Annotated in this window: 1 protein-coding gene and 1 pseudogene; one reads left to right on the top strand and one right to left on the bottom strand. The window is 68.1% G+C overall.

Annotated elements, in window-relative coordinates; all coding sequences use genetic code 11:
* Positions 1-2,479 (bottom strand): hypothetical protein (locus tag ACFWPJ_RS28570; protein WP_378855961.1); only part of this gene is annotated, 2,479 nt, incomplete at its 3' end.
* Positions 2,480-2,872: 393 nt separating this feature from the next.
* Between ACFWPJ_RS28570 and ACFWPJ_RS28565 the strand changes: the two are divergent.
* Positions 2,873-3,290, top strand: a pseudogene (locus ACFWPJ_RS28565) (hypothetical protein); the annotation flags it as partial.

Genomic DNA, 3,290 nt, shown 5'->3' with positions numbered 1-3,290 from the left:
ATCTCTCTCCGGTAATAAGAGTTTTATTTCGGTATGGGGGGCTCGGAGTTGTGTATACTCTACTGGCCATTTCCGCCCGCGGGACGGTCGTCGACCACAGCATCCGCGCCGTCTCCAGCGCCTCGGCGTCGCGACGCAGAACGGCCTCACGATGCTGGACGGCGGCGCCGGCCTGCTCGCTCGCGGCCAGCGCGTCCGCGAGTTCTCGCTCGACACCGCGCACGCGGGCCTGAGCCTGGTGCATCACCCGCGCAGCCTCGTCCAGTGCGCGCTGACGGGTGTGGACCTCGGCCCGGTGATCCCCGCGCAGGCTCTCCTGGTCGGCCAAGCGCTGATCGGCCACCGCCAACCGGGAGATCAACGGCGTGCGCTCGGCTTCCCACACGTCGTCGGAGTTCCACGACAACAGTCGCCGAAGGAAACCGGGCCGCTGTCTGTCGTGATCGCGCACGACCGATTCCGCCGCGAGCACGACGCGTGTCGCGTACTCGACCGCAGCGTCGGCCCCGGCCAGCCCACGACGCGCCAGCGCCAGGCTCGTCGACGCATCCGCCCAAGCCTGCTCGGCGGCGCGCATTTCGTCGGCAACCACCACCGCATGCCGGCGCACCCGCGCAACATAGCTCGCCTGGCCGGTCGCGTCCCGCCGCAGGCGCAGGAGTTCGGGGTCGGCGTCGAAATCCCGTTCGACGATGTCGGCGATGTACTGCCTGGCCCGGGCGAGCCGCTGAACTGCGTCCATCGCCTTGTCGAACTCCTCGACCGCTTCCTCCCAACTGAGAATGCCCTCCAGCTGCTCCCCTGCGGCGGTGTAATCGGCGAACTCCTTCAGCAGATCCGACAGTCCCGCCTCGCCCTCCTCGGTGTCGGCGCCCTCACCCCACCAGAAACGCTCGACGAACTCGGCACGGAACGAGCGCTTGCCCAGGCGCGCCGCGATCGCTCCCCATGCGGGCTTTCCGACCAGCAGAGTCGCCTGATCGCCCAGGTAGTTCGACTGCGGAAAGGCCTCCGTATCAACGGAATCCGCAGCGGGCACCTCCATCGTGATGTTCTCCACGGCGCCGTTGTTCGATGACGCCACAACCACTTCGTAGCCGCACAGCTCATCGATCAACGGAAACAGGCGGCGACCGTCCCGAGAACCGGTCTCGCCGGTCCGCCAGGTCAGCGGTGTGTCACGAAACGCCTGCCGGGGATGGTCGAGGCGGGCCAACCGGATCGCGCGTTCGACGACGATCGCGGCGATGAGGTCACGCAGCAGGGTGGTCTTGCCGGTGCCAGGCGGTCCGTTCACCGCGAACATCCCCCGGTCGTCCGGGGCGCCGAGGGTGCGGTAGATCTCGTTCACCGCGAACTGCTGGCTCAGCGTCAGTGTATGCGCGAGCTTCGCCGGCCAGCGGGCCGGCGGCATCGATCGCGGTGACAAGGACCGGAGGATATCGGCCGGCTGGCGGCGCACGTCGATACGCTCGCGCTGGTCGATGCGCTCGTCTTCGAGGAGGTAGCTGTCCAGCGCCCTCCCCGCACCGCCCCTTTCGATGTCCGCAGCGACCCGTTCCAGGTCGTCGGCGAAGAAGCTGTTGAGGAATTCGTCGGTACCCGCGGCATCGGCCGACCGCTCGTGCACCGGATAACTCTTGATGCGGATGATCGCGGGTGAGAGCACCTCGGCCACACCGAGATGCTCAGCCACCCAGCGGGTCAACGCACCCAGGTCCTCGGTCGTCAGCGCCTTCACTCCGAGCGTCGGCGGTGTGGATCTGTCCGCATCCGAATCCTGCGCCCCTGCCTCGGGACCGCCGGCCACGTCGGCCGCCCTCGCGCCCACACCCGCAACCAGCTGCGCGACAAGCGGTTCCATGAGCGGTGACACCACCCCGGCCAGAGCCGATGCCACGCCGCCGGTGGCGGTGTCGACGGCGATCCGCACCGCGGTTCCGGCGATACGGCCGAGGCCCGATCTCGTCGCGGCCTCGGTCAGTGGCACGCGACCGTCGCCGATACCGAACGCCACGGCACGGATGTCGTCCTGGTCGGCGTCGAAACCGAGCAACCACTCGTCGGACGCAGGACCGGGATCCACTGTCCGGCCCACCGCCCAGGCACAGGACGACACGGTGACCGAATCGCGGATCAAGAGCCCGTCCCCGTTCACGGTGAGGCTGAGCAGCGCGCTCTGCCCGCCGGTGCGCGCGTCCAGATCCAGTTCCTCCTCGGTGACCCGCAAGGTCGCATCGAGCACCGCGCGCACCTTGGCCAGGTCGAACACCCCGATGTACACGGTGTGTTGCCAGACGAAGTTGCGTCGCAACGGCGGGTGGAGTGCGGGCGCGCCGGGCTCCCACGGAAGCGGTCGCGATCCGTCGACGTTGCGTACGCCCTTACCGAAGTCCACCGCGTCCACCCGCGGCGGCGAGAAGTACTCGACTGCTCGCCAGTACTTGAGGATTCGCGCCTGTCGTTGCTGCTCTCGCATGATCAACCCCACCTCCGCGCCGCCACCCGCAAAGGTTCAACGGTATCGCATCAGGCTACGAAAGTGGCTGTGTCGAAGGCTATTTCAGCCTATCGGCATGGCCGTCTCGCTCCGGAGCCGGAGCGCCGAGGAGCGACATCCACGGTCAGCTTCCTCCGGAGACCGTTGCGGCTCGATGGCCTCCGACGTTCACCGTACGGCGGGGTGTGCCGCGCGGGGGGGGCTGTCACCGGCGCAGTCGAAATGCTGCGGTCGGTGCTTCGGTCGGACCACGTAGCTCGGCGCCTCTCGTGGAGCACACCATGGCACCGTGCCCTTGGTGTGTGCCACGCCCGTATTGTCGCGGCCGAAACGGTGGGCACAGCCGGAGATTCCGAGTGTGTGAGGGAAGCCATGAGAATTCGGTCCGCTCTCGTCCTGTCCGCCGTGATGTATCTGGTGGCCGCGTTCTTGTCGTTCACGGCGGGATTCGGTGCGGCGGCCCCGCCCGATTCCGGCAACTGCGCGCCGAGTCAACAGGGCTGCGAGGTGGAGCAGCCGGATGTGCCACCGCCGACCTCGCAGCGGGTACCGGGTACGTTGGTCCAGCCGACCATCACGTCGCAGCTGCCGCCGATAACATCGCTGAGATTGCCGCCGACATTCACCCTTCCGCCGACCTTCACCCTCCCGCCGGCTACCACGCCCGGCGTCCCGCCGACCACGACGACCGTTCCGCCGACAACCACCTCCGGCGTCCCGCCCACCACAACTTCGGGACCGCCGGTCACCGGAACTACCACGACGACGAATGCCGAACCCACCACCTCGG

This window comes from Nocardia sp. NPDC058497, from assembly GCF_042720195.1.
Classification (GTDB): domain Bacteria; phylum Actinomycetota; class Actinomycetes; order Mycobacteriales; family Mycobacteriaceae; genus Nocardia.
Note: the sequence above shows the minus strand (reverse complement) of the source record. Positions and strands in the feature narration are given on the sequence as shown.